Source organism: Mycobacterium sp. ITM-2016-00316, from assembly GCF_002968335.2.
Lineage (GTDB): Bacteria > Actinomycetota > Actinomycetes > Mycobacteriales > Mycobacteriaceae > Mycobacterium.
On the sequence record NZ_CP134398.1, the window covers coordinates 551,496 to 574,713 of the forward strand.

Annotated in this window: 23 protein-coding genes; 15 read left to right on the plus strand and 8 right to left on the minus strand. The window is 67.9% G+C overall.

The window, feature by feature from the left end:
* Positions 1-20 precede the first annotated feature (20 nt).
* A complete protein-coding gene (locus C6A86_RS02550; protein WP_105364688.1) occupies positions 21-983 on the minus strand; it encodes a DUF389 domain-containing protein in 963 nt (320 codons plus the stop codon).
* A gap of 203 nt (positions 984-1,186) precedes the next feature.
* Between C6A86_RS02550 and C6A86_RS02555 the strand changes: the two genes are divergently transcribed.
* The 6 genes from C6A86_RS02555 to C6A86_RS02580 all read left to right on the plus strand — a co-directional run bounded on the left by C6A86_RS02555 (position 1,187) and on the right by C6A86_RS02580 (position 6,921).
* Entirely contained in the window at positions 1,187-1,786 is a 600-nt protein-coding gene (locus C6A86_RS02555) for a DUF4232 domain-containing protein (RefSeq protein ID WP_158263296.1), read from the plus strand.
* A gap of 15 nt (positions 1,787-1,801) precedes the next feature.
* On the plus strand, positions 1,802-2,701 hold the full coding sequence (locus tag C6A86_RS02560; RefSeq protein ID WP_105364690.1) for an alpha/beta fold hydrolase: 900 nt from the start codon (positions 1,802-1,804) through the stop codon (positions 2,699-2,701).
* Positions 2,702-2,873: 172 nt separating this feature from the next.
* Positions 2,874-4,733, plus strand: coding sequence for a molecular chaperone DnaK (dnaK, locus tag C6A86_RS02565; protein ID WP_311101018.1), 1,860 nt, complete (start codon positions 2,874-2,876; stop codon positions 4,731-4,733).
* Entirely contained in the window at positions 4,730-5,338 is a 609-nt protein-coding gene (gene grpE / locus C6A86_RS02570; RefSeq protein ID WP_105364312.1) for a nucleotide exchange factor GrpE, read from the plus strand. Before dnaK ends, grpE begins: the two co-directional genes overlap by 4 nt.
* A 19-nt stretch (positions 5,339-5,357) precedes the next feature.
* Positions 5,358-6,536 carry a molecular chaperone DnaJ gene (dnaJ, locus tag C6A86_RS02575; RefSeq protein ID WP_105364311.1) on the plus strand — a complete coding sequence of 393 codons (1,179 nt, stop codon included), beginning with the start codon at positions 5,358-5,360 and terminating at the stop codon, positions 6,534-6,536.
* A 31-nt stretch (positions 6,537-6,567) separates the two neighbouring features.
* Positions 6,568-6,921, plus strand: coding sequence for a heat shock protein transcriptional repressor HspR (locus C6A86_RS02580; protein ID WP_105364310.1), 354 nt, complete (start codon positions 6,568-6,570; stop codon positions 6,919-6,921).
* Here C6A86_RS02580 and C6A86_RS02585 read toward each other — a convergent pair.
* Genes C6A86_RS02585 through C6A86_RS02595 form a run of 3 tightly spaced genes read right to left on the minus strand, consistent with a single transcriptional unit; the run spans position 6,918 to position 9,960 of the window.
* Positions 6,918-7,808, minus strand: coding sequence for an aldose 1-epimerase (locus tag C6A86_RS02585; RefSeq protein ID WP_105364309.1), 891 nt, complete (start codon positions 7,806-7,808; stop codon positions 6,918-6,920). The genes C6A86_RS02580 and C6A86_RS02585 overlap by 4 nt on opposite strands.
* Before the next feature lie 5 nt (positions 7,809-7,813).
* Complete coding sequence (locus C6A86_RS02590; protein ID WP_105364308.1) at positions 7,814-8,965, minus strand: FAD-binding oxidoreductase; 1,152 nt, start codon at positions 8,963-8,965, stop codon at positions 7,814-7,816.
* 11 nt (positions 8,966-8,976) lie between these two features.
* The gene (locus tag C6A86_RS02595) at positions 8,977-9,960 is read right to left on the minus strand and encodes a hypothetical protein (protein WP_105364307.1); all 984 of its coding nucleotides are present in this window, start codon (positions 9,958-9,960) and stop codon (positions 8,977-8,979) included.
* A gap of 96 nt (positions 9,961-10,056) precedes the next feature.
* On the opposite strand from C6A86_RS02595, the gene C6A86_RS02600 reads away from it, so the two are divergent.
* Positions 10,057-10,683: a TetR family transcriptional regulator gene (locus C6A86_RS02600; protein ID WP_105364306.1), complete on the plus strand. Its 627-nt coding sequence runs from the start codon at positions 10,057-10,059 to the stop codon at positions 10,681-10,683.
* A complete protein-coding gene (locus tag C6A86_RS02605) occupies positions 10,680-11,600 on the plus strand; it encodes an antibiotic biosynthesis monooxygenase (RefSeq protein ID WP_233213081.1) in 921 nt (306 codons plus the stop codon). The genes C6A86_RS02600 and C6A86_RS02605 overlap by 4 nt, the downstream gene beginning before the upstream one ends.
* On the opposite strand, the gene C6A86_RS02610 is transcribed toward C6A86_RS02605, so the two are convergent.
* The 3 genes from C6A86_RS02610 to C6A86_RS02620 form a co-directional block, all read right to left on the minus strand.
* Positions 11,585-12,256, minus strand: a complete 672-nt coding sequence (locus tag C6A86_RS02610) for a GAP family protein (protein ID WP_105364305.1) — start codon at positions 12,254-12,256, stop codon at positions 11,585-11,587. The two genes, C6A86_RS02605 and C6A86_RS02610, sit on opposite strands and share 16 nt — an antisense overlap.
* Positions 12,253-12,819 (minus strand): hypothetical protein, encoded by a 567-nt coding sequence (locus C6A86_RS02615; RefSeq protein WP_105364304.1) that lies wholly within the window; start codon positions 12,817-12,819, stop codon positions 12,253-12,255. Before C6A86_RS02615 ends, C6A86_RS02610 begins: the two co-directional genes overlap by 4 nt.
* Positions 12,820-12,906: 87 nt before the next feature.
* A complete protein-coding gene (locus C6A86_RS02620; RefSeq protein WP_105364303.1) occupies positions 12,907-13,524 on the minus strand; it encodes a hypothetical protein in 618 nt (205 codons plus the stop codon).
* A gap of 164 nt (positions 13,525-13,688) precedes the next feature.
* Here C6A86_RS02620 and clpB point away from each other — a divergent pair, with 164 nt between their 5' ends.
* The 7 genes from clpB to nhaA all read left to right on the plus strand — a co-directional run bounded on the left by clpB (position 13,689) and on the right by nhaA (position 22,506).
* Positions 13,689-16,235 (plus strand): ATP-dependent chaperone ClpB, encoded by a 2,547-nt coding sequence (clpB, locus tag C6A86_RS02625; protein ID WP_105364302.1) that lies wholly within the window; start codon positions 13,689-13,691, stop codon positions 16,233-16,235.
* A 124-nt stretch (positions 16,236-16,359) separates the two neighbouring features.
* Positions 16,360-17,184: a trehalose monomycolate transport factor TtfA gene (gene ttfA, locus C6A86_RS02630; RefSeq protein WP_105364301.1), complete on the plus strand. Its 825-nt coding sequence runs from the start codon at positions 16,360-16,362 to the stop codon at positions 17,182-17,184.
* 6 nt (positions 17,185-17,190) lie between these two features.
* On the plus strand, positions 17,191-17,961 hold the full coding sequence (locus C6A86_RS02635; protein ID WP_233213080.1) for an SDR family oxidoreductase: 771 nt from the start codon (positions 17,191-17,193) through the stop codon (positions 17,959-17,961).
* Positions 17,962-18,891, plus strand: a complete 930-nt coding sequence (locus C6A86_RS02640; RefSeq protein WP_105364300.1) for a hypothetical protein — start codon at positions 17,962-17,964, stop codon at positions 18,889-18,891.
* On the plus strand, positions 18,888-19,526 hold the full coding sequence (locus C6A86_RS02645) for an RNA methyltransferase (RefSeq protein ID WP_105364317.1): 639 nt from the start codon (positions 18,888-18,890) through the stop codon (positions 19,524-19,526). Before C6A86_RS02640 ends, C6A86_RS02645 begins: the two co-directional genes overlap by 4 nt.
* 14 nt (positions 19,527-19,540) lie before the next feature.
* A complete protein-coding gene (locus C6A86_RS02650; protein ID WP_105364299.1) occupies positions 19,541-20,668 on the plus strand; it encodes a glycoside hydrolase family 76 protein in 1,128 nt (375 codons plus the stop codon).
* The gene (gene nhaA, locus C6A86_RS02655; protein WP_105364298.1) at positions 20,665-22,506 is read left to right on the plus strand and encodes a Na+/H+ antiporter NhaA; all 1,842 of its coding nucleotides are present in this window, start codon (positions 20,665-20,667) and stop codon (positions 22,504-22,506) included. Before C6A86_RS02650 ends, nhaA begins: the two co-directional genes overlap by 4 nt.
* Here the strand turns inward: nhaA and C6A86_RS02660 are convergent.
* Positions 22,503-23,198, minus strand: a complete 696-nt coding sequence (locus C6A86_RS02660) for a DedA family protein (protein WP_105364297.1) — start codon at positions 23,196-23,198, stop codon at positions 22,503-22,505. The genes nhaA and C6A86_RS02660 overlap by 4 nt on opposite strands.
* Positions 23,199-23,218: the final 20 nt, after the last annotated feature.

Consider the following 23,218-nt stretch of genomic DNA (forward strand, 5'->3'; position numbering starts at 1 on the left):
GTACGACCCGCGTCGCCGGCCTACAGCATGCGTCGCGGTCTGCTCATGGCCTTCGCGCGACGCAACGACACCCTCGACCAGACGAATTGCTGCAACGCCAGTGTGAGCCATCCGGCCAGCGCCATGCCCAGAAGGTTCACCAGCAACTGAACGACGCTGGGCCAGACCTCATGGCCTGCGCCGAAGGCGAGTCCCAACGCGATGTTGCCCGCTGCCGGCACCGTGGTCACCGAGATGAAAACCCCCGCCAGGCCGCCGGCCTTCGTCGAGGTGACCGACAGGACGCCGGCGGCCCCCGCGATCAAGGCCACGATGAACGACCACTTGTCCGGACTGTAGATGAAGTCGGTGGCGGGTCGGGGCCCCACGACGTTGGCAAGGGTGATCCAACCCAGGGCCCGGCCGATCAGCGCGAACACGGTGGTGGCCGCGATGGCTGCCGTGAAACCTAGGACCAGGGTGCGGACTGCATGCCCCAGCAGCGCGAACCGGCGCCGCACCAAGGCGACACCGAGCGCGGCGATGGCGCCGAACTCCGGGCCCAACACCATCGCTCCGATGACCAGGATCTGCGAGTCCAGCACGATGGCGATGGCCGCGATCACGGTCGCCAGCGTCATGAAACAGAGATAGGTCCAGTTGAGCTCGGACTCTTCATACGAGCGTTGCGCGACCTCGGCCCACACAACGGCATCGGTACTGCTGCCCGGAGCCCTCAATTCGGCATTGAAACCCTCGCTCGACAACCAGGTGTCGACGCGCTGGATTTCAATGGTGCCCCGACGATGCACGCCAAGGGCACGCAGCCCGGCGACGATGTCATTGACGGACTCCCTGGGGGCATCGGCGAGCAGTAGGTCCCCGCGCGGCCGGATCGCGGCGTCCCTGACCACGACGAGACCGCTCACGCACGGATCTGCCTCGAGGACGGACACGACGTCGTCGGTCATGTCACTCGGGGCCAGGATCCTCAAATGCAGCATTCGAGAAGTGTGCCGCCGGCGCGTCCTCAATTCCGGATGGCGCGCTGGCGAGCCGATCTCGCCCGGTATACCTCCACACCCACTCCGCAAGCGGTGCGACACCGCCTCCAGGCCACGGACGGCCCTGCCACGGGCGACGAGGCACTTTCCGTGTACGCCGCGCATTGGGATCGGTAGCGTCGGAGATGCCATTGGATCGCGATATGAACATGTGGAACTTGTCGCTGCCCGTCATTGCGGCCGCGCTGCTCGCGGGTTGTACGTCGGAGCCCGTCACCCCGTCCGCCGGGTCCGAAACGGCCTCCCGCACCGCACCCGCCCCCACCACGACCGTGGTCGCGACCCCGCCGGTCACCGTGACCGTCACGGCGCCGCCCTCACCGGGGTCGCCTGCCGAACCCGCGGACCCGACCCCCAAACCGTGTGCGGACACCGATCTCGTGGTCTACAACCGGCCGCTGGAGTCGCAGGGTTCGGAGTACCGGTTGGTGCTGCTCATCGAGAACACCACGTCGAAGGCATGCACATTGCAGGGCTACCCGGGCGCGGACATCGTCGACGAGGATCTGCCGGTGGTGCATGCTGCGCGCCGTGAGCAGAGCGCGGCGCCGCTGCTGACCCTGCAACCCGGGGACATCGCCACCGCGGACCTACAGGCGAGCGACGTGAACCGGGAGGCCGAGACCGAGAGCCCCTGCGGGAAGTGGGGCCAGGTGGTCGTCATCGCCCCCAACACATTCCAGCAGCGGCGCCTCGACGTCGGAATGCCGATGTGCGGCGCCCTGATCAGTTCGGTGACCTGAGGCAGACTGTCGAGGGTGGGACAGCAGAGCGGAACCGGTCACGGGCCCGAGCCCTTCGACACCCACGCCGACGTCACCGCGTGCGGCGGGCCGGTGCGGCTGTACCGCGCGGGCCGGTCCGGGCCAGCCCTGCTGCTGTTGCACGGCGCCATGCTCGACACCGGCCAGGGCGTCTGGCATGACGTGGTCCCGGAGCTGGCGCGAGACCACCGCGTGTTCGTGATCGATCTGCCCCGGCACGGCGGGAGTCGGCCCTGGGTCGGCACGCTCGATGATGTCTTCTACCGCCGGTTCGTCATGGAATTGCTCGACGAGATCGAGCTCGACCGGGTGGGCCTCATCGGGTTGTCGATGGGTGGCGGGGTGGCAACCGGGTTCGCGCTGGAACACCCGGACCGCGTGAGCGCTCTGGTGGCGATCGGACCGGGTGGCATCGGCGCCAAGCGCCCGTACCAATTCCTCACCTGGGCGACGATGCGGATGCCTGGCCTGCTGAGGCTGTGCAGCTGGATTCTGGCGCGGCGCCCCGGCTACGTTCGGTCATCCATGGCCGCCAACCTGGCGGCCGGGGCCGACACCCCGGGATTCGAGCGCATCGTCGCGCAGGCCGTCACCGAGGCCCGGGAGAAGAACCGGCACGGGGAGAAGGCGCTCGACGATTGGCAGATCGAGGCGTACGGGCCCCGCGCCATGCGCCTCGACCTCACGCCCGCACTGCAGACGCTGAGTGTCCCCACCCTGTGGATGCGCGGCGGCCGGGATCCGCTGGTGGGTGCGGCCGAACTCGCCGACGCCCATGCCCAGACCCCGGGATCGCGATGCGTCACCGTCGCCGACGCCGGCCACATCGTCACCTATGACCGGCCCGACGAGTTCGTCCGCGTGCTCCGCGAATTCCTGGCCGAGGTGCTCTGAGCGCGCTCTCTGGGGAGGTGGCGGGAACAAATCCGGGGAACACCCCGTTGACCAGACTGACAACTTGAGTGATACAGACTCAAGTCTGGCTTGACAGGCAACCGGCTGCAGGTGCAGGCTTGAGCGAGGTTCACTCAGATCCCAAGTAAAAGCTATTCAGGAGGAACTAACTATGGCTCGTGCGGTCGGTATCGACCTCGGGACCACCAACTCCGTCGTCGCAGTGCTGGAAGGTGGCGACCCCGTCGTCGTCGCCAACTCAGAGGGCTCCCGGACCACTCCGTCGGTTGTCGCTTTCGCGCGCAACGGCGAGGTGCTGGTCGGCCAGCCCGCCAAGAACCAGGCGGTGACCAACGTCGACCGGACCATCCGTTCGGTCAAGCGTCACATCGGCACCGACTGGACCGTCGCGATCGACGGCAAGGACTACAACCCCCAAGAGATCAGCGCGCGCATCCTGCAGAAGCTCAAGCGCGACGCCGAGGCCTACCTGGGTGAGGACATCGCCGACGCCGTCATCACGGTGCCCGCGTACTTCAACGACGCCCAGCGCCAGGCCACCAAGGAAGCCGGCCAGATCGCCGGCCTCAACGTCCTGCGCATCGTGAACGAGCCGACCGCGGCCGCCCTGGCCTACGGCCTGGACAAGGGTGAGAAGGAACAGACCATTCTGGTCTTCGACCTCGGTGGTGGCACCTTCGACGTGTCGCTGCTGGAGATCGGCGACGGTGTCGTCGAGGTCCGCGCCACCTCCGGTGACAACCACCTCGGTGGCGACGACTGGGATGACCGGATCGTCGAATGGCTCGTCGACAAGTTCAAGAGCACCAGCGGCATCGACCTGACCAAGGACAAGATGGCCATGCAGCGGCTGCGCGAAGCAGCCGAGAAGGCCAAGATCGAGCTGAGCTCCGGACAGAGCACCTCGATCAACCTGCCCTACATCACCGTCGACGCGGACAAGAACCCGCTGTTCCTCGATGAGCAGCTGACCCGCGCGGAGTTCCAGCGCATCACCCAGGACCTGCTCGACCGCACCCGTGCGCCGTTCCAGCAGGTGATCAAGGATGCCGGTATCTCCGTCGGTGAGATCGACCACGTGGTGCTCGTCGGCGGTTCGACGCGTATGCCCGCGGTCACCGATCTGGTCAAGGAACTGACCGGCGGCAAGGAGCCCAACAAGGGCGTCAACCCCGACGAGGTTGTCGCCGCGGGTGCCGCGCTGCAGGCCGGTGTGCTCAAGGGTGAGGTGAAAGACGTTCTGCTGCTTGACGTCACCCCGCTGTCCCTCGGTATCGAAACCAAGGGTGGCGTGATGACCAAGCTGATCGAGCGCAACACCACCATCCCGACCAAGCGCAGCGAGACCTTCACCACGGCCGATGACAATCAGCCCTCGGTGCAGATCCAGGTGTTCCAGGGTGAGCGCGAGATCGCCTCGCACAACAAGCTGCTCGGCTCCTTCGAGCTGACCGGCATCCCGCCGGCGCCCCGCGGCGTGCCGCAGATCGAGGTCACCTTCGATATCGACGCCAACGGCATCGTGCACGTCACCGCCAAGGACAAGGGCACCGGCAAGGAGAACACGATCAAGATCCAGGAGGGCTCCGGCCTCTCCAAGGAGGAGATCGACCGGATGATCAAGGACGCCGAAGCGCACGCCGACGAGGATCGTCAGCGCCGTGAAGAGGCCGACGTCCGCAACCAGGCCGAGTCGCTGGTCTACCAGACGGAGAAGATCGTCAAGGAGCAGCGCGAGGTCGAAGGCGGATCCAAGGTCCCCGCCGAGACCTTGGACAAGGTCGACTCCGCAGTCGCCGAGGCCAAGACGGCCCTGGCCGGCACCGATATCGCGGCCATCAAGACCGCGATGGAGAAGCTGGGCGTCGAAGCCCAAGCCGTCGGTCAGGCGCTCTACGAGGCCGCCCAGGCCGAGCAGCGTGCTGATGGTGCAGACGGTTCGGCCGCCGCCGACGACAACGTCGTCGACGCCGAGGTCGTCGAGGACGAGGACAACCGGGAGAACAAGTGAGCCAGGGCGATTCGCACGAAGAGCCGGTGACCATCACCGACAAACGGCGCATCGATCCGGAAACCGGCGACGTTCGTGACCCGAGCGCCGAGCCGTCCCCCAGCGGGGCGGCATCGGCGCCGGGCGCGGACCCCGCTCCTTCCGAGGAAGGCGACAAGATCGCCGAGCTCACCGCCGATCTGCAACGGGTGCAGGCCGATTTCGCCAACTACCGCAAGCGGGCCCTGCGCGATCAGCAGGTGACCGGCGAGCGCGCGAAGGCGGCCGTCATCACCCAACTGCTCGGCGTGCTCGACGATCTCGATCGGGCCCGCACCCACGGAGACCTGGAATCCGGACCGCTCAAGGCGGTTTCGGAGAAGCTCGTCACCACCCTGGAAGGGCTCGGCCTGACCAGCTTCGGCGCCGAGGGCGAGGAGTTCGACCCTTCGCTGCACGAGGCCGTCCAGCACGAGGGCGACGGATCGTCGCCGGTGGTGGGCACGGTCATGCGCCGCGGCTACAAGGTGGGCGACGTGGTGGTCCGCCACGCCATGGTTGGTGTGGTCGACACGGTCGAGAATGCCGACGTGAACAGTGATCAACCCGCAGAATCAGAAGACTGACCCGGTGAGGAGGTGACGCATGGCTCAGCGTGAGTGGGTCGAGAAGGACTTCTACAAGGAGCTGGGCGTCACCTCTGATGCCGGCAAGGACGAGATCAAGCGCGCCGCGCGCAAGATCCTCGCCGAGAACCACCCGGACCGTAATCCGGGCAACTCCGTAGCAGAGGAGCGTTACAAGGCCGCCTCCGAAGCCAAGGAGGTCCTCACCGACGACGCCAAGCGCAAGGAGTACGACGAGACGCGGCGCCTGTTCGCCAACGGCGGCTTCGGTCGCCGCGGGCCCGGCGCGGGCGGCAACTTCGGTGGATTCTCCGGCGAGGGAGCCGAATTCAACCTCGGTGATCTGTTCGATCAGGCGGGTCAGGCCGGCGGCGCCAATATCGGCGACCTGTTCGGCGGTCTGTTCGGCCGTGGTGCCCAACAGCCGCGTCCGACCCGTCCGCGGCGCGGCAACGACCTGGAAACCGAAACGGAACTGTCGTTCCTGGAGGCCACCAAGGGCGTCGCGATGCCGCTGCGGCTGACCAGTCCGGCACCGTGCACGAACTGCCATGGCAGCGGTGCACGACCGGGCACCAGTCCGAAGGTGTGCCCGGGCTGTAACGGTGCGGGTGTCATCAACCGGAACCAGGGTGCATTCGGCTTCTCCGAGCCGTGCACCGAATGTCGGGGCAGCGGCTCGATCATCGAGCACCCCTGCGATGAATGCCATGGCACCGGGGTCACGACCAGGACCCGCACCATCAACGTGCGGATCCCACCGGGCGTCGAGGACGGTCAGCGGATCAGGCTGGCCGGCCAGGGCGAGGCCGGGCTGCGGGGCGCCCCGTCAGGAGACCTGTACGTCACGGTTCATGTTCGCGCCGACAAGGTTTTCGGTCGCGACGGTGACGATCTGACGGTCACCGTTCCGGTGAGCTTCCATGAGTTGGCCTTGGGCGCAACGCTTTCGGTGCCGACGCTGGAGGGCAAGGTCGGGGTTCGGGTGCCCAAGGGCACATCGGACGGCCGCATCCTGCGGGTGCGCGGGCGCGGCGTGCCCAAGCGTTCGGGTGGTCACGGCGACCTGCTCGTCACGGTGAAGGTGGCGGTGCCGCCGAGCCTGGAAGGCGATGCCGCCGAGGCGCTCGAGGCATACGCGAAAGCCGAACGGGCCAGCGGATTCGACCCGCGCGCCGGCTGGGCAGGAAATTTGTGATGAGCGCTTGCGCGAAGAGCCAGGGGCCACGATGAGCCGCAGCGACGACGCCCGGACGTTCCTGATCTCGGTGGCCGCCGAACTGGCCGGAATGCATGCGCAGACCCTGCGCACCTACGACCGGCTCGGTCTGGTCAGCCCGCAGCGCAGCTCCGGAGGAGGTCGGCGTTATTCACAACACGATGTCGACCTGCTCCGCGAGGTGCAGCGGCTGTCCCAGGACGAGGGCGTCAATCTTGCTGGTATCAAACGGATCATCGAGCTGACCAACCAGGTCGAGGCACTGCAGAACCGGGTGGCCGAGCTGGCCGCCGAGGTCGAGCAGCTGCGCAAGCCCAGTACCGCGCTGGTGCTGTGGAAGCCCGGCGCACGCCGGGCGCGTTAGAAGATCCGGATGCTGAACCGCGCCGTCACCGGTTCTGCGGCGGCCACCCGGTAACCGCCGCGGCGCAGTGCGTCGGTGGGCGCGGTCATCGGCTCGATCGCCACCAGTGCGTCGGCGGCGGGCGCGAACAGCTGCGCAGCCGGATATCCCTGTTCGAACCTGACCTCGATCCTGCGGTCGCCGCCCGACAGCGCGAACACCGACCCCGTGGGCACCTCGTCGAAACCGTCATCGAGTACCCGGTCGCCCAGGGGCGCCGACTCGGCGGCCCACGGGTCGTGCGCTCCGGTCGGGAGACCGCGGTCATCGACCGGTAGGTGACGCATGGTGGGCGTGCTCAGCTCCCACTCGTCGCGTGGCACATCCGGAATCGTGAAATACGGGTGATACCCGAAACACAGCGGAACCCGATCGGCAACCGGATCGACGGTGGTGGCAATGGTCAGCGTCCGCTCGGCCAGCGTGACCCGCTGCGTCAGCACATGCGGGAACGGAAATGCTGTCAGTAGTTCGGGCGTGCGGTAATCCAGCGTGGCGACAACGGTATTGGCGGATTGCTCGGTGATCTGCCAGCCGGGGTAGGCGGCCAGCACCCCGTGCATGGGGGCACCGTGCGGATCCGTGCGTACCCGTGGCGCGCCCGCGAGGTCGACGAACGTTGCGTCGACGGTGTACTCGGTGCCGCTGAGCCGGTTGGCCCACGGATAGAGGATGGGGATGCCCATCGTCTTCCCGGCGGTGACGTAGGCGTCGAGGCCGCGTCGCTGGCCGAGGAACTCGACACCGTCATCGGCCAGGGAGGTGCCGATCATGCCCGCGCCGGGCACGAAGGTGGCCGTCAGCGCCGATGAGGGATCCCGCAGGGTGATGCGCTGAAGTTCGGCCATGGCTGTCACGCTAGCGGGTCGTGCTGGATGCGCTCGGGCGGTGCGCCTTTCGCGATGAGCGCGGCCTTTGTCGCGGTGACCATGTCCGGGCCGCCGCAGATCAGGATCTGCCGGTCGCCCCAGCTGCCGTATCCGGTCACCACCTCGGGCAGCCTCCCGGTCTGGCGCACATGCAGGCCACGCGGCGGCTGGTGATCGGGATAGTCGGAGGCCCACGGCGGATTGGTGGAGAACTCCGACACCGGCGTCACCGACAGCCACGGGTTGGTGGAGGCGATCTCCCACAGTGTGCGCAGATCGTAGAGATCACAGGGGTAGCGGCCGCCGAAGAAGAGATGCACCCGCGGATTCTCGGCATAGCGGCTGAGGTCGGAGATCAGCGCCCGTAGTGGGGCCAGTCCGGTGCTGCCCGCCACCAGCAGCACGTCCTCCCCGTCGCGGTCGATCTGCAGTCCGCCGTGCGGGGCGGACAGCCGCCACCGGTCGCCGGGTGCCGTTTCGCCGACGATTGCGGTGCTGACCATCCCACCGCTGACGGACCGGATGTGGAACTCGATGGCACCGCTTTCGTCGGCCGGTATCGACGGACTGAGATAGCGCCACCGGCGGGGCCACTGCGGCACCTGCACCGTCACGTACTGCCCGGAGTGATACAACAGCGGCCGGTCCAGTTGTAACCGGACGATCGAGACATCCCGGGTGGCCCGGATGTGCTCCAGTACCGTCCCGTCGACGAACGGCGGGGTCTGCTCGGCGTCGGCCGCGCCACGCATCACGCCGATCACGAGTTCGATGAAATCGGATGTGGCCTCGGCGATCCGGCCGTCCCAGATGTCGGCGAGCTCGTCGCGCAGGGTGGTCAGCAGCGCCTGACCCAGGGTGTCGTAATGCCTGGCCGTGACCCCGTACTTGCGGTGATCGCGGCCGAGCTGGGCCATGAACGCGACAGGTTCCTCGGCGCGCTGGGCGATCATCTCGGACAACAGCCAGCTCAGCGCCTCACCGAAGGATGCGCGCTGGCGGGTCAGATCGGGCGGGAACAGGTCACGCGCCGAGATGTCGATGGCGAACCAGCGGGTGTAGATCCTGCCGATCACCTGATCGGCGTCGACCGTGGCGCGCAGCGTCTGCAGTGCGTCGCGGTCGTCGAGTCCCACGGGGTACGAGTTTAGGCGCGACGGATCGCGGCGGTCGCAATCAGCGCCGCGCCCGCCAGAGCCCAGCAGCTCAGCACCAGGATCGCCGAGGTGGATCCGGCGCCGCCGAAGTAGGCCGTCGACCGCAACAGGGTGGCGGTGGCGCCCTGGGGCAGCAGCTGGCCCAACGTTCCCCAGCCGGCGGGCAACATCTCGGGGGCACTGGTCAGCCCCGACAGCGGGTTGCCGACCAGCACCGCCAGCCCGGCTCCGATGGCCAACCCGGTCCGCCCGAACAGCGAACCCAGCCCGAGGACGAACAGCAGCGCGGCCGCGATACCGAGCGCCAATCCGCCTGCCACACCCCAGAAGTTCTGCTCGATCGACCCGAGCGGATAGCGCAGCAGCGCCGCGGCGGTCACGCCCATCAGGCCGGCGAAGATGACGGCGGCGGCGAACCGGAGCCAGACCTGCTGACGCAGGACGAGTACCAGCGCCATCGCGGGCAGGATGCTGGCCAGCGTGATCGGCAGCGCGGACGCGGCAAGACCGGCTCCGCGCGGATCATCGGTACTGGGCGGGGCGAGATCCTCGGTGGCGAGCCGCATTCCGTTGTGCTCGGCGATGCCCGACCCGACCTGAGACAGCAACTGCGCGATCGCGGGGCTGCCGCCCGTGGCGATGAACAGGGTCGGTTGGCCCGCGTCGAAGGCGAGGCCGCCGTACACCTGCCGATCCAAGACGGCCTGCCGCAGCGCGGCTGCGCCGGGGTAGTGGGTGACGGCGAACGCGCCGGGGGCGCTCCGCTCGAGCATGTCGGCCACGGTCGCGGGTCCGGCAATCCCGATCGGTACCTCGTGTGGTTTGGACTTCGCAGCGGGCAGTGCGAAGGCCAGCGCCAGGACCGCCAGCAGGGCGGTGAGCGTGAACACGATGGCCGCGGCCCGGGCCGCGGCAGGGGGCTGGTGTTCCGGGACGGCGTGCTGGGCGGCCCGGGTGGGTGCGTGCGCGGTCATCGTGCGCTCTTTTCATCCGTCGTTGAATTAATGTCCGCCGAGCGTAACTCCGCCGGCTCAATATTTCAACAGTCATTGAAATGATAGGGTCGAAATATGCCCTCACCAGCGCAGAAAACCCCGAAGCGGGGGAGGAGGCAGGGTGAGCCGGTCTCCAGGGACGCTGTGCTGGCGTCGGCCAAGCAACATTTCGCGGCGCACGGCTACGAGAAGACGACGCTGCGCGCCATCGCCCGCGACGCCCACGTCGACGCGTCGATGGTGCTGTATCTGTTCGGCTCCAAGGCAGATCTGTTCCGCGAATCGTTGCGACTGCTGCTCGATCCCGAACAGCTCGTCGAGGCGATGACCGCCGTCGAGGGAGATCTCGGCACCCGACTGGTCCGCAGGTACCTGCAGATATGGGAGAGCCCGGATACCGCCGAGAGCATGATCGCGATGCTGCAGTCGGCGACGTCCAATGCCGACGCGAACGCGGCGCTGCGCGCGTTCCTGCAGACCTACGTGCTGACCGCGGTGTCCGGGGTGATCGGCGGCGACGAGCAGGCCCGGCTGCGGGCGATGCTGGCCGCCACCAATCTGGTGGGTACCGCGCTGTTGCGCTATGTGATGAAGGTGCCACCACTGGCGGATCTGGCGGCTGAGGACGTGGTGGCCCTGATCGGGCCGACGGTGAACCGCTATCTGACGGCGTCCTCCGCCGAGTTGGGTCTGCCCGAGTGAGCGCGCCCGAGGTCACCGCCGTGCTGGTGTTCCATCCGGGCGGCAACGGTGAGTTCTCGGAGTGGGCGAACACCGTGACCGCCACCGCTGCTGGCTGTATCCGGACCCGGGTATCGGTGGCCGACAGGTCCTTGGAGCCCGCTGTCGCGGTGACCTTCAGCGGCACCACAGAGTTGGACGCGTGGCTGGACCGTGCCGACGCGCTGGGAGACGGGGGATGGCTGCCGGCGGCCCCGGCGATACTGCTCGCGACCGACGAGCCTCCGCCGGCAGGTATCGCGGCCTTCCGGCACCAACTCGTCGCCGGCAGAACCGCCGACTTCCTGCAGTCGCAGCGCGAACTCGCCACGGCCGCACACGGCTTCAGCGGGTATGAGGGCACCGTTCTTTTCGTCGATGGCGGAGAGGCCCTCTCGGTGCTGCGCTTCCGCACCGACCGGCATCTGACGGCGTGGATGTCATCGCGTCAACGCGAGGATGCTCTGCCCGGCTTGCGATCGAGCCTGACCGCGGAATTCGCCCCGGTAACCGGCACCACCGCCTTCGGCACCACCGTCCGCACCGACGGTGGCCGCATGCTCATGACGCCCAACTGGAAATCGGTCATGCTGGTGCTGCTGGTCTTGTACCCGACGGTGATGCTGCTGTCGCGTTTCCTGGGGCCGGTGCTGGATCGCCTCGGTGCCGAGCCCTGGCTGTCGCTGTGGCTCAGTCAGGTGATCAGCGTGGCGGCGATGCAGTGGTGGCTGATGCCGTGGGCCTCAAAGCCGTTCCGGCGGTGGCTGGACCCGGTCGACGGCGCGGGCTGGCGCAGCAGCCTGGCCGGTGCGGCGGTGATCCTGGTGCTCTACGCAGTGACGCTGCTGCTGTTCGGTTCGGTCACATGGCTGCAGTACTGGGACTACGCGAGTCCGTGAATTCCCTTGTACAGCACCATGACACCGATAACGACCAGGATCGCGGCCATCAGGGTGGCGTGCTGCTGCTCCATCCACTCCTTCAGACGTGTCAGCGGGCCCACCAGACGTTCTCCGCTGACGACATAGGCGAGCACGGGCAGGATCACCGTACTTCCCGCGATCGCCACGAAGTAGACCATCGCCAGCCAGGCGTGGGCCACGCCGATGCCGGCGGTGCTGATCGCCAAACCCGCTGCGATACAGATGAACAACACCTTCGGGTTCACCACCGCCAGCACCGCGGCGGTGACCAGGGCCCGCCGCGGTGTCAGCCCACTCAGCTTGCGCATCCACGCCGGTGAGTGCTCGGACTTCGCGCGGGTCACCCATTTGTATCCACCGAACACGATCAGCGCCGCGCCGGCGGCGATGCGTACCCAGGACGCCCAGCCCGGCGGCTCGTCCAGGGAACCCACCAGCCCCGAGGCGACCACGAAGATCGACACCAGTGCCGCCAGCCCCAGTAGCCAGCCGGCCAGGAAGGCCAGCCCGGTCGGGCGCGGTCGATCGCTGTGCAGGGCCAGCACCGCGGGGATGATGGACAGCGGTGAGAGCGCGATGACGAGAGCCAGCGGCGCCAACTCGGTCAGGACCGAACCCCAGATGTCGTTCACAGTTCGCACCACTTCCACTGGCCGTTCTCGTAGGAGAAGGTGATTTCGTCCGGGTCGGTGCCGTCGTTCTCGATGACGGTGTCGGCGGTTTTACCGGTGATCTCGATCGACGTGACGGTCAGATCGAGCTGGCCCATCCCGTCACGCATATCGGCGAAGTTGGCCCGGGAGAACTGTTCGTCGGCGCGCATCTCCGCGCACATCAGGTTGCGCAGGTTGTCGTATTCCTGCCCATTCCAGGCCTGTTCGAATTGTGCGACGACCTTCTCGATCTGGTCCTCATCGGAGAGTGCCGCCGCGGTGCTCGTCGGCGGCGCGCTGATCGGGCCCCCGGCGGGTTTGTCGCGGGTCACGGCGACGGTGATGACCGCGGCGACGGCGATGAGCAGCACGGCGCCCACTGCGCCGAGGATGAGCCCGTTGCGGCCGCCGGATGTGCGCTCCGGCACCCACAGCGGCCAACCCTGCGGTGGCGGCGGCCAGGACGGATCGGGCTGCCAGCCCGCGGGCGGCGTCCAACCCGGCGGAACGGGCGGCCAGTTCGGCGGGGGGTTGAAGCGCATGGCAACAGTGTCGCCGATGCCGGGGCATATTGACGTCAGTGACGCAAAGAGCGCGCAGCCAGCGCCACCTCGGCGGTAGCGCTGCGCTCAGTCGAAGGTATTGCGTCCCAGACTCTCCACGAACCGGGGCCCGAGCAGGTCGAGCTCGCCGATGTAGCTGTCTGCCCAGCCGCCGAACGGTTGGTGCGCCAGATACTCGTTGCGGAAGCGGTCGTCCTCGGACACCTCGGTGGCGCAGAATTCGGGGATCACCAGATCGGTCACGGGACCGCCGCGTTCGACCTCGGCCATCACCAGGGGAGCGTTTCCGCTCAGGAACCGGTCGATGATCCAGCCGTCCTCACCGAGCCAGGCCGAGTACCGGACCTTGACGACGACGTGCTCGGCGCGCGCCACGATCTGTCCGGCCACCATCGGATCGAGATCGCGTTCGGCTTCATAGCGGGTGCCGCCGGCGGCGGGCCCTTTGGCGGTCATGGTGCCGATCGTGTCGTCGCCCAGAGCCTGCACCAGTTCGGCGGGAGTCCCGTCGAGTCCGGCCGGCGCGGGTCCCTGTAGGCGGATGCGAACCGCGTAGCCGTCGGCGGCGAACAGGTAGGCCTGCACGATCAGCATGGGGGTGGGGTCGGACGCCGCGACGGCGGGCATCTCGCGGACGAAGAACTTCCGTTCGAACTCGAAGTCGCCGGAACCGGAGTCGGACATGAGACGACGTTAGTCCCTAGTCATGCCGCACCCGGGCGCGAAGAGTGTGTGTCAGCCATCCAAAAAAAAGATAGAGTTGAGCGGAACAGACTCAACCTTGACTGCGTTGGACAACACGACAAGCATTTTTCCCAGCTGTAAAGAACCTTTGAAAGGTAGGTGTCGTGGACTCGTTCAATCCGACCACGAAGACCCAGGCGGCACTGACCTCGGCGCTGCAGGCGGCAACGTCCGCAGGCAACCCGCAGATCACCCCGGCTCATTTGTTGATGGCGTTGCTGACGCAGAACGACGGTATCGCCGGGCCACTGTTGGAGGCGGTCGGAGTAGAGCCCGCGAAGATCCGGTCCGAGGCCGAGCGCCTCGTCGGCCGTCTGCCCAGCGCCTCCGGCTCCAGCTCGCAACCCCAGCTCAGCCCCGACGCGATCACCGCGATCACCACGGCGCAGCACCTGGCCACCGAGATGGACGACGAATACGTCTCCACCGAGCATCTGCTGGTCGGCCTCGCCAGCGGCAACGCGGATACGGCCAAGCTGCTCACCGGTGCCGGCGCATCGCCGGAAGCCCTGCGCGACGCGTTCACCAAGGTGCGGGGCAGCGCGCGGGTCACCAGCCCCGACCCCGAGGGGACCTATCAGGCGCTGGAGAAGTACTCCACCGACCTGACCGCCGCCGCGCGGGAGGGCAAGCTCGACCCGGTCATCGGGCGTGACAACGAAATCCGTCGCGTCGTGCAGGTGCTGAGCCGCCGCACCAAGAACAACCCGGTGCTCATCGGCGAGCCCGGCGTCGGCAAGACCGCCATCGTGGAGGGCCTGGCCCAGCGCATCATCGCCGGCGACGTCCCGGAGTCCCTGCGCGACAAGACCCTGGTCTCCCTGGACCTGAGTGCCATGGTGGCCGGCGCCAAGTACCGCGGTGAATTCGAGGAACGCCTCAAAGCTGTCCTGGACGACATCAAGAACTCGGCCGGACAGGTCGTCACCTTCATCGACGAGCTGCACACCATCGTCGGCGCCGGTGCCAGCGGTGAGTCGGCGATGGACGCCGGCAACATGATCAAGCCGATGCTGGCTCGCGGTGAGCTGCGCCTGGTGGGTGCCACCACGCTCGACGAGTACCGCCAGTACATCGAGAAGGACGCCGCGCTGGAGCGCCGCTTCCAGCAGGTGCTGGTCGGTGAGCCTTCCGTCGAGGACACCGTCGGCATTCTGCGTGGTCTCAAGGACCGCTACGAGGTGCACCACGGTGTCCGCATCACCGACTCCGCGCTGGTGGCCGCCGCGACGCTGAGCGACCGGTACATCACCAGCAGGTTCCTGCCCGACAAGGCCATCGACCTGGTCGACGAGGCCGGATCGCGGCTGCGTATGGAGATCGACTCCCGGCCCGTCGAGATCGACGAGGTCGAACGGCTGGTCCGGCGCCTCGAGATCGAGGAGATGGCGCTGGCCAAGGAATCCGACGACGCCTCGAAGGACCGCCTGGAGAAGCTGCGCGCCGAACTGGCCGACAAGAAGGAACAGCTGGCCGAGCTGACCACCCGGTGGCAGAACGAGAAGAGCGCCATCGACATCGTCCGCGATTTCACCGAGCAGCTGGACCGGCTGCGCGGTGAGGCCGACCGCGCCGAGCGCGACGGTGACCTGGCCAAGGCCGCCGAGCTGCGCTACGGCCGCATCCCGGAGATCGAGAAGAAGCTCGACGCCGCGCTGCCGGTCGCCGAGGCCCGCGAGAACGTCATGCTCAAGGAGGAGGTCGGACCCGACGACATCGCCGAGGTGGTGGAGGCGTGGACCGGCATCCCGGCCGGGCGGATGCTCGAAGGGGAGACCGCCAAGCTGCTGCGCATGGAGGACGAGCTGGGTCGGCGGGTCATCGGCCAGAAGGACGCGGTCGCCGCGGTCTCCGATGCGGTGCGGCGTTCCCGCGCCGGTGTCGCCGATCCGAACCGGCCGACGGGCTCGTTCATGTTCCTCGGGCCGACCGGTGTCGGTAAGACCGAGCTGGCCAAGGCGCTCGCGGAGTTCCTGTTCGACGACGAACGCGCGATGGTGCGCATCGACATGAGCGAGTACGGCGAGAAGCACTCGGTCGCGCGTCTGGTCGGTGCCCCTCCGGGCTATATCGGCTACGACCAGGGTGGACAGCTCACCGAGGCGGTGCGGCGCAGGCCGTACACCGTGGTGCTGTTCGACGAGGTCGAGAAGGCCCACCCGGACGTGTTCGACGTGCTGCTGCAGGTCCTCGACGAGGGCAGGCTGACCGACGGACAGGGCCGCACGGTCGATTTCCGCAACACCATCCTCATCCTGACGTCCAACCTCGGGTCGGGCGGAAACGAGGAGCAGGTGATGGCGGCCGTGCGGGCGGCGTTCAAGCCGGAGTTCATCAACCGTCTCGACGACGTGCTGATCTTCGATGCGCTGAGTCCCGACCAGCTGGTGTCCATCGTCGACATCCAGCTGAGCCAGCTGCAGAAGCGGCTGGCCCAGCGCAGGCTGACCCTCGAGGTGTCCCTGGAGGCCAAGCAGTGGCTGGCCGATCGTGGATTCGACCCGCTCTACGGTGCGCGTCCACTGCGCCGGCTGGTGCAGCAGGCCATCGGTGACCAACTGGCCCGGTTGTTGCTGGCGGGCCAGGTGCACGACGGGGACACCGTCAAGGTCGATGTCAGCGCCGACGGTGAGGGCCTGATCCTGGCCTGATTGAGTGACTTCGGCGCGCTCACGTACGTTCTGCGCACGTGAGCGCGCCGAAATCGCGGTGGAGTGGGGATTGTGACCATCTTGAGTTCTGGCGAATCGGGCTCCAGCAAGTACTCTGAGGGCAATGGTTCCTCTCTGGTTCACGCTGTCCGCACTCTGCTTCGTGGGTGCGGCCGTCTTGCTGTACGTGGATATCGACCGCCGGCGCGGGTTGGGCCGGCGGCGTAAGTCGTGGGCGAAGTCGCACGGTTTCGACTATGAACACGAATCTGCCGACATTTTGAGCCGCTGGAAGCGCGGCGTGATGTCGACCGTCGGGGAGAGCGTCCAGGCCCGCAATGTGGTGCTGGGCCAGATCCGCGGCGAGGCCGTCTTCGTCTTCGATCTCGACGACGTCGCCACGGTGATCGCGCTGCATCGCAAAGTCGGCACCAATGTCGTGGTGGATCTTCGTCTGAAGGACATCAAGGAGCCCCGCGAGAGCGATATCTGGCTGCTCGGTGCCATCGGCCCGCGGATGGTCTACTCCACCAACCTGGATGCGGCCCGCCGGGCCTGCGACCGCCGGATGGTGACATTCGCCCACACCGCCCCCGACTGCGCCGAGATCATGTGGAACGAGCAGAACTGGACGCTGGTGGCCATGCCGATCACCAGCAGCCGTGCTCAGTGGGATGAGGGACTGCGCACCGTGCGTCAGTTCAACGACCTGCTGCGCGTCCTGCCGCCGGTACCGCAACCCGGTCAGAACGGCGTCGGTGCCCGCAGCGGTCAGCCCGCGCTGGCCCGTCGCAGCGGTTCCCCGAGCCGCCCGTTGCTGCCGCGCCCCGCCGAACTTCCCGCCGGACGCGCCGACCTGCCGCCCGGCCGTGCTGACGTGGGCCGGTACGTCCAGCAGCGGCCGCCGGTGCACAACGCCACCCGGCAGTCACCGCACTACCAGCGGTAACGGCCTGTGCCGGTAGCGCTGATCACCGGGCCGACAGCCGGCCTCGGGGAGGGTTTCGCCCGCCGTTATGCCCAGGACGGGTACGACCTCGTGCTGGTGGCCCGTGACACGGCACGCCTGGAAAAACTCGCCGCGGAATTGCGCGATGAGGCCGGAGCCACCGTCGAGGTGCTTCCCGCCGATCTGGCCGTCGCCGCCGACCGGCAACGCGTGGCCGAGCGGCTGTCCGCCGGGGTGCACACCCTGGTCAACAATGCCGGGTTCGGCACCTCGGGCGAATTCTGGACCGCCGACTACGCGCAGCTGCAGTCCCAGCTCGACGTCAACGTCACCGCCGTCATGCAACTCACCCACGCCGCGCTGCCACCCATGCTGGCCGCCGGGGCGGGCACCGTGATCAACGTGGCCAGTGTGGCGGGCCTGCTGCCCGGCCGCGGCTCCACCTACTCGGCGTCGAAGTCCTGGGTCATCGCCTTCTCCGAGGGGCTGGCGAACGGCCTCGGCGGCACCGGGGTGGGCGTGCACGCGCTGTGCCCGGGCTTCGTGCACACCGAATTCCACGAGCGGGCCGGGATCGAGATGTCCGGCACGCCTTCCTGGTTCTGGCTGGAGGTCCCCGATGTGGTCCGGGACTGTCTGGCCGATGTCGCCAAGGGCGAGGTCGTGATCGTGCCGGGCCTGCAGTACAAGGTGCTCACCACTGGCAGCCGGCTGGTGCCCCGGAACCTTCTGCGCGGCTTGACCAAACGCGTCGGCAAGGGTCGCGGGCGGACCTGAATGCGGTGGAGACGGACGGTCGCGTCCGCGCTGGCGGTGCTGATGATCGCGGCGTGCTCCGGCAGCGACGACAACGCAGGCCCCTACGGTACCCAGCAGGCCAAGGTCGGTGAATCGCTGTCGATACTGGGCTGGAACGTCTCGGTGGCCAATCTGCGTTTCGAGGGCGATCAGGTTCTCGTCGACGTCGATGCCGCGGTCGCCGAGGAGGACCAGGGCGAGCGAAGCGACGGGGGAGAGACAGCAGCGGCGCACGCCCCGGCGGAAAGCCTGCGGTTCGGTCTGTACGGTGCGCTGGCCCACCCGATCGAAGCCAACGCCATCGGGGGCTGCGCGTCGGCACCCGATCTGAGCCTGCAGCCCATCACCGGGCGCGATCCCCAACGCCTCAGTGGCACAGCGTGCCTGGGCCCGATCCGGGATCAGAGCCAGGTGCGCGGGGTGTACATGTACTCGCCGCAGGACCGGATGCCCAAGACGACGGTCGCCTACGCGGCGGCCTTCCCGGTCGGTCTGGCGCCCACCAGTACCACCGAGACCGGCCTGTCGATGCGCTCGACCAGCGTGGACGCCTTCAAGGCCGACGGCTCGCAGCTGGCGCCGACCGCCCTGGGTGACCCGGAGGCGTTCAGCGGCAACGGGTACATGCTGCTGGGCCTGTCGATCGACGGGCTGGCCGAGCGCTACGAGGACGACTCGAAGGCGCGCGGGGGTCCGCTGATGGTGCTGACCGGCCCGACGCTGCCGGGAAGCGGTCTCTCCCATGCCTGTTCGTTGTACGGTTCCTCACTGCTGGTGTTGCCCGACGCGGCGCGCGACGCGGTGGCCATCCGGGCCTCCATGTGCACCCAGGGTGAGATCAATGCCGCGCTGCTCTACCCGTCGGTGTCCTTGGTCGGCACCCACGCTGCGCTGTGGACCACGGAGTGAATTCGGGCCCGACCGAATGGGGCGAGACCCCGGGCGTCGGCCCCTGGGACGGCCCTGTGCCGGAGGACCCACGCTACGATCCCGACCTGCTGCGCGCCGGGGACACCCGCAATGTCGTTGACGCATATCGCTATTGGACGCGTGAGGCGATCATCGCCGACATCGACACCCGCAGGCACCCACTGCATGTCGCCATCGAGAACTTCGGCAGCGACGCCAATATCGGCACCGTGGTGCGCACCGCCAACGCCTTCGCGGTGGACACCGTGCACATCATCGGCCGGCGCCGCTGGAACCGGCGCGGCGCCATGGTGACCGACCGCTACCAACGGCTGCGCCACCACGACACCACCGCAGAGTTACTCGAATTCGCCGCCGGCGCGGGCCTGCACGTCGTCGCCGTCGACAATGTGCCGGGCTCACAGCCCCTCGAACACGCCACCCTGCCGCGGGAGTGCCTGCTGGTGTTCGGGCAGGAGGGCCCCGGCATCACCCCGGAAGCCTCCGCCGGCGCCGAATTGACGGTGTCCATTGCGCAGTTCGGCTCGACCCGCAGCATCAACGCCGGCGTCGCCGCCGGCATCGCGATGCACGCGTGGATCCGCACGCATGCCGACACATCCCGGGCCTGGTAGGGCAGGATCTAAGCATGGTTCAGGTGTGGGCAAATCGTGCGGCCAGTTCGGAAGCCGCGATCACCAAGCGACACCTCAGACGGCTGTGGGGGCTGCCCGGCACCCAGCTCGGCGTGGTGGCCTGGCCGGCCGCCCGCAAACAGACCCTATTCGGCAGCTGGCACTACTGGTGGCAGGCCCATCTGCTGGACTGCCTTCTCGACGCGCAGCTGCGCGACCCGCAGCCGCAGCGCCTCACCCGCATCAACCGCCAGATCCGCGGGCACCGCATCCGCAACACCGGCCGCTGGACCAACGACTACTACGACGATATGGCGTGGCTGGCGCTGGCACTGGAGCGCTCCGGGCGGCTCTGCGACATCGGGCGGCCCAAGGCGCTGGACACGCTGGCCGACCAGTTCCTGAACTCCTGGGTGCCCGAGGACGGCGGCGGTATCCCGTGGCGCAAGCAGGACCAGTTCTTCAACGCACCGGCCAACGGGCCCGCCGCCATCTTCCTGGCCCGGCACGACCGGGTGCGCCGCGCCCAGCAGATGGCGGACTGGATCGACGAGACGCTGATCGACCCCGAGACCCACCTGGTCTTCGACGGTGTCAAGGCCGGTTCGCTGGTGCGCGCCCAGTACACCTACTGCCAGGGTGTGGTGCTCGGGCTCGAGGTCGAACTGGCCAACCGCACCGACGACCCCGACCATGCCGGCCGGGTCCACCGGCTGGTGGCCGCGGTCGGCAAGGAGATGGCCACCGACGGGGTGATCCGCGGTGCCGGCGGCGGCGACGGCGGCCTGTTCAACGCGATCCTGGCCCGCTATCTGGCGTTCGTCGCCACCGATCTGCCCGGCAACACACCCGAGGACGAGCAGGCCCGTGCCACCGCCCGGGATCTGGTGCTCACCTCGGCGAAGTCGGCGTGGGACTACCGGCAGACCGTGGACGGACTCCCGCTGTTCGGGGCGTTCTGGGATCGCAATGCGGTGGTGCCGCAATCGGTGACCGGGGATGCCCAGTTCGTGGAGGGCGCGGTGAACGCCTCCGAGATCGCCGAGCGTGATCTCTCGGTGCAGCTGTCCGGCTGGATGCTGATGGAGGCCGCCCACACCCTCGACGACACCGCCGAGAGCGACGAAGACGCCGAGCATTGACCGAGGCGACGACCCAGCGGGGTTTCCCACTGCTTCCGTCCCGGTTCAGCCGTGGCAGCAAGGCCACCAGGACGACGGACAACACCGCAGCCGCCCTGCTGCTCGCGTTCACCGTCATCGCCATCGCGTGGGCGAACTCGCCCTGGGCGGAGAGCTATTCGACATTGCTGGACACCCACCTGGGTTTCAGTGTCGGTGCGCACCACGTCGAGATGACGGTGAAACACTTCGTCAACGACGCGTTGATGACGTTCTTCTTCTTCATCGTCGGTCTCGAGGTGACCCGCGAATTCACCATCGGTGAGTTGACCGACCGGTCGCGGGCGGCGGTGCCGGTGATCGCTGCCGCTGCCGGTCTGGTGATCCCGGCCATCGTGTTCCTGGCGTTCAACCCGACCGGAGAGAACGCCCAGGCGTGGGGTGTGGTGATATCCACCGACACCGCGTTCCTGGTCGGGGCGCTGGCCATCATCAAGCCCAAATTCCCTGCACGCGTGCGGATCTTCCTGCTGACCCTCGCCGTGGTGGACGACGTCGGCGCGTTGTGCGCGATCGCGCTGTTCTACTCCGACAGCGTCCAGGTCGGTCCCCTGTTGGTCTCGGTGGCGCTGACCGGCGCGCTGGCCCTCGTGCGGTTCCTGCCGCCGGGGTTTCGTGGCCCCGCGTACGCCGTCTTCGGGGTGGCGCTGTGGATCGCGCTGTACCTGGCCGGGGTCCATCCGACGCTGGCCGGTGTGGTGATCGCGCTGCTGATCCCGGTGTTCACGCCCGAGCGTCGCCCGGTCGAGCGGGCCGTCGATCAGATCCGAGCGTTTCGGCAGTCGCCGAACTCCGAGTACGCCCGCGCGGCCAGTCGCTCGCTGCGCGAATCGATCTCGATCAACGAACGGTTGCAGACGACGGTCGGGCCCACCGTCTCGTTCGTCGTGCTGCCGCTGTTCGCGTTGGTCAACGCCGGCGTCAAACTCGACGCGCAGAGCCTGTCCACGGCGCTGCGGTCACCGCTGACGTGGGGCATCGTCGCCGGTCTGGTGATCGGCAAGTTCGTCGGCATCACCGGGGCCACCTGGCTGATCCGGCGCATCGGGCTCGGCGAGCTCGCCCCGGGGCTCACCCTGCGCCGGATCGCCGGGGGCGCAGCCCTGTCCGGCATCGGCTTCACCATCTCACTGTTCATCGTCGACATCGCGATCACCGATCCCGGCCGCCAGGACCAGGCGCGCATCGGTGTGCTGGCGGCCTCGATCATCGCGTTCGCCCTCGGCTGGGCCATCTTCCGGATCACCGACTGGCTCAGTCCTCCCGAGCCGGTCGGGCTGAAGCTGCTGCGCCCGGTCGATCCCGACCGCGACCACACCCGCGGCAACCGTGCCGCGCCGCTGACGCTGGTCGAGTACGGCGATTTCGAGTGCCCCTTCTGCAGCCGCGCCACCGGCGCGATCGACGAGGTGCGGGCACACTTCGGCGATCGACTGCTGTACGTGTGGCGGCATTTCCCGCTGGAGCGCGCCCACCCGCGGGCCTTCGATGCCGCGCGCGCCAGTGAGGCCGCGGCCCTGCAGGGCAGGTTCTGGGAGATGGCGCACGAACTGTTCGACCACCAGGACGATCTGGAGTGGTCGGACATCTACCGGTATGCCGTGGCCGCCGGATGCGACATCGAGCAGTTCGACCAGGACGTGCGGGTGCACTCGTCGAAGGTGTTGCACCGGGTGACCGACGACGCCGAGGACGCGGAGGCGATGGATCTCAACGCCACGCCGACGCTGTTCGTCAACGGCAAACGGCACAAGGGGCCGTGGGACGCGGCCAGCCTGATCCGGGCCCTGGAGACTTAGGCCTGCTCGGCGAGCGGGCCCTCACCGGCCTTCTTGGCGGCCTTGCGGCGCTTGTACCACTCGAGGGCGATCGGCAGCACCGACAGCAGCACGATCCCGATGACGATCGGTTCGAGCAGCTTCTGGATGATCTCGAAGCGGCCCAGCCAGTAGCCGAGCAGCGTCAGCCCGCAGCCCCAGACGATGGCGCCGACGGCGTTGTAGAGCGTGAAGACGGCGTAGTTCATCTTGGCCGCGCCCGCGGTGATCGGGGCCAGGGTGCGCACGATGGGCACGAAGCGGGCGATCACGATGGCAAACGGCCCACGCTGTTCGAAGAAGATGTGCGCCTCGTCGAGGTACTTCTGCTTGAGGAAACGCGCGTTGGGCTTGAACATCGCGGTCCCGACGTTGCGGCCGATCCAGTAACCCACCTGCGCGCCGAGGATCGCGGCGATCGGGATGAAGACCAGCAGCTGCCAGAGCTGGAAGTCCGTGCTGGCGACGTTGCCCTCCGCCGACGCCGTCTGGATACCGGCGGCGAGCATGCCCGCCACGAACAGCAGTGAGTCACCCGGAAGGATGGGGAACAGCACCCCGGATTCGACGAAGACGACCACGAGCAGACCGACCAGGGCCCAGGTTCCGAAGTAACTCAACAGGTTGATCGGATCCATGAAATCCGGCATCAAGGCCAGATGGGTGGTGGTCATGAGGCCCCAAGATACCGGCT

What these genes read in the sequence shown, in the direction of transcription:
- dnaJ (WP_105364311.1), top strand. Translation starts at nt 5,358, where the DNA reads ATGGCTCAGCGTGAGTGGGTCGAGAAGGACTTCTACAAGGAGCTGGGC.
- C6A86_RS02640 (WP_105364300.1), top strand. Translation starts at nt 17,962, where the DNA reads ATGCGGTGGAGACGGACGGTCGCGTCCGCGCTGGCGGTGCTGATGATC.
- C6A86_RS02615 (WP_105364304.1), bottom strand. Translation starts at nt 12,819, where the DNA reads ATGCGCTTCAACCCCCCGCCGAACTGGCCGCCCGTTCCGCCGGGTTGG.
- ttfA (WP_105364301.1), top strand. Translation starts at nt 16,360, where the DNA reads ATGGTTCCTCTCTGGTTCACGCTGTCCGCACTCTGCTTCGTGGGTGCG.
- C6A86_RS02595 (WP_105364307.1), bottom strand. Translation starts at nt 9,960, where the DNA reads ATGACCGCGCACGCACCCACCCGGGCCGCCCAGCACGCCGTCCCGGAA.
- C6A86_RS02550 (WP_105364688.1), bottom strand. Translation starts at nt 983, where the DNA reads ATGCTGCATTTGAGGATCCTGGCCCCGAGTGACATGACCGACGACGTC.
- C6A86_RS02660 (WP_105364297.1), bottom strand. Translation starts at nt 23,198, where the DNA reads ATGACCACCACCCATCTGGCCTTGATGCCGGATTTCATGGATCCGATC.
- dnaK (WP_311101018.1), top strand. Translation starts at nt 2,874, where the DNA reads ATGGCTCGTGCGGTCGGTATCGACCTCGGGACCACCAACTCCGTCGTC.
- C6A86_RS02555 (WP_158263296.1), top strand. Translation starts at nt 1,187, where the DNA reads ATGAACATGTGGAACTTGTCGCTGCCCGTCATTGCGGCCGCGCTGCTC.
- C6A86_RS02620 (WP_105364303.1), bottom strand. Translation starts at nt 13,524, where the DNA reads ATGTCCGACTCCGGTTCCGGCGACTTCGAGTTCGAACGGAAGTTCTTC.
- C6A86_RS02600 (WP_105364306.1), top strand. Translation starts at nt 10,057, where the DNA reads ATGCCCTCACCAGCGCAGAAAACCCCGAAGCGGGGGAGGAGGCAGGGT.
- C6A86_RS02585 (WP_105364309.1), bottom strand. Translation starts at nt 7,808, where the DNA reads ATGGCCGAACTTCAGCGCATCACCCTGCGGGATCCCTCATCGGCGCTG.
- C6A86_RS02580 (WP_105364310.1), top strand. Translation starts at nt 6,568, where the DNA reads ATGAGCCGCAGCGACGACGCCCGGACGTTCCTGATCTCGGTGGCCGCC.
- C6A86_RS02650 (WP_105364299.1), top strand. Translation starts at nt 19,541, where the DNA reads ATGGTTCAGGTGTGGGCAAATCGTGCGGCCAGTTCGGAAGCCGCGATC.